General features: G+C 53.4%; 1 protein-coding gene. It reads right to left on the bottom strand.

Annotation, left to right across the window (positions count from 1 at the left end; translation table 11 throughout):
* On the bottom strand, window positions 1-1,541 hold a 1,541-nt coding region (locus tag FSO04_RS49125; RefSeq protein WP_199203122.1), incomplete at its 3' end, for a hypothetical protein.
* Window positions 1,542-1,630: the final 89 nt, after the last annotated feature.

Consider the following 1,630-nt stretch of genomic DNA (forward strand, 5'->3'; position numbering starts at 1 on the left):
CTTCTCCTTCTCTCTCCCTCTGTTCTTTTTCCTTTCTTCTCCTTTCCTCTCCTCCCCTCTCCTCCCTTCTCCCCTCCCCCCTTCCCCTCCTTTTCCCTCCTCTTCCCCCTCTCCTCTCCCTCCCTCCTTCCTCCCTTTCTCCCTTCCCCTCTTTCTTTTCTCCCTTCCTCCCTTTCTCCTCTCTCTCCTCTCCCCTCCCTTCTTCTTCTTTTTCTTCCCTTTCTTTCTTCTCCTTCTTCCCCCCCTTTTTTCTCCCCTCTCTTTCCTTCTTCTCTCTTTTTTCCCTCCTCTTTTTTCCTCTTCTCCCTTTCCTCCTTCTTCTCCTCTCTCCCCTCTCCCTTCTTCTTTCCCTTCTCCTTCCTCTTCTCCCCTCTCTCCTCTTCTTCCTCTCCCCTCTTTCCTTCTCCCTTCTCTTTTTCTCTCTCCTCTCCCTTCTTTCCTCCTTCTTCTTCCTCCTCCCCTTTCCCTTCCCTTCCCCTCCTCCCTTTTTCTTCTTCCCCTCCTTTTTCTTCCTCCCCCCTTCTCCCTTTCCTCCCTTCTCCCTCCTTTTTTTTCCCTCCCTCTCTTTCCCTCCCTTTTCTCCCCTTTCTTCCTTCCCTCTCCTCCTTTCTCCTCTTCCCTTTCTTCTCCTCCTTCCTTTCCTCTCTTTCCTCCTCTTTTTCCTTTCCCCTCTCTTTTCTCTTTTCTCCTCCTCTTCTTCTTCCTTCCTTTCCCTTTTCCCCTTTCTCTTTCTTCCCTTCTCTCTCTTCTCTCTCCCTTTCCCCCTCCCCCCCCCCTCCCTCCTCCTCCCCTTCTCCCCTTCCCCTCTCCCCCCCCCCCTCCTCCTCTCTCTCCTCCCCTTCTCTCTCCTTCCTCTTCTCTCTTCTCCCTTTCCCCCCTCTTCTCTTCTCTCTCCTCTTTCTCCTTTTCCCTTCCTCCTCCCTTCTCTTCTTTCTCTCTTCCCTTCCCTTTTCTCTCTCTTTTCTTTCTTCCCCTTCCCCTCTCCTCTCTTCTTCCTCTCCCCCTTCCCCTTCCTTCTTCCTTTTCCCTTTCTTTCCCTCCTCCTTCCCTCCCCCTTCTTCCTCCTTTCTTCCCTTTCCCCCCTCCCTTTCCTTCCTTCCTTCCCTTCCTCTTCTCCTCCCTCCCCCTCTCCTTTTCTCCCTTCTCCCCCTCCCCCCCCTCCTCTTCTTTCCCTCTCTCCTTTTCTCTTCCCTCCCCCTCTCTCCTCTTCTCCCCTCCTCCTTTCTTTCTCTCCTCCTTCTCCCTTTCCCTTCTCCCTCTTTTTTCTCTCCTCTTCCCCTCTCTCTTTCTCCTCCTCCTCTCTTTTCTTCCTCCTTTTCTCTCTTCTCTTTTCCTCCTTCCTTCTTCCTCTTTTCCCTTCCTCCCTCCTTTCTCCTTCTCTTCCTTCTTTCCCTTCCCCCCCTCCTCCCTTTCTCTCTCTTTCTCTTCTCCCCCTCTCCTCTCCCCCTCTCCCTCTCTCCCTCTCTTCTTCCTTCTTCTTCTTTCCCCCCCCCCCCCTCCTCCTTTTTCCCCCCCCTCTCCCCTTTCCTCTCTTTTCTCATTCCTCTTCTTTTTCCTCCCTCTCTCTATCTCTCCTCATCTCTCCCCTTCCTACCTTCTCCTCCCCTCCTCTCCTCCCCTGCCTCTTCTC

This window comes from Paraburkholderia madseniana (assembly GCF_009690905.1).
Classification (GTDB): domain Bacteria; phylum Pseudomonadota; class Gammaproteobacteria; order Burkholderiales; family Burkholderiaceae; genus Paraburkholderia; species Paraburkholderia madseniana.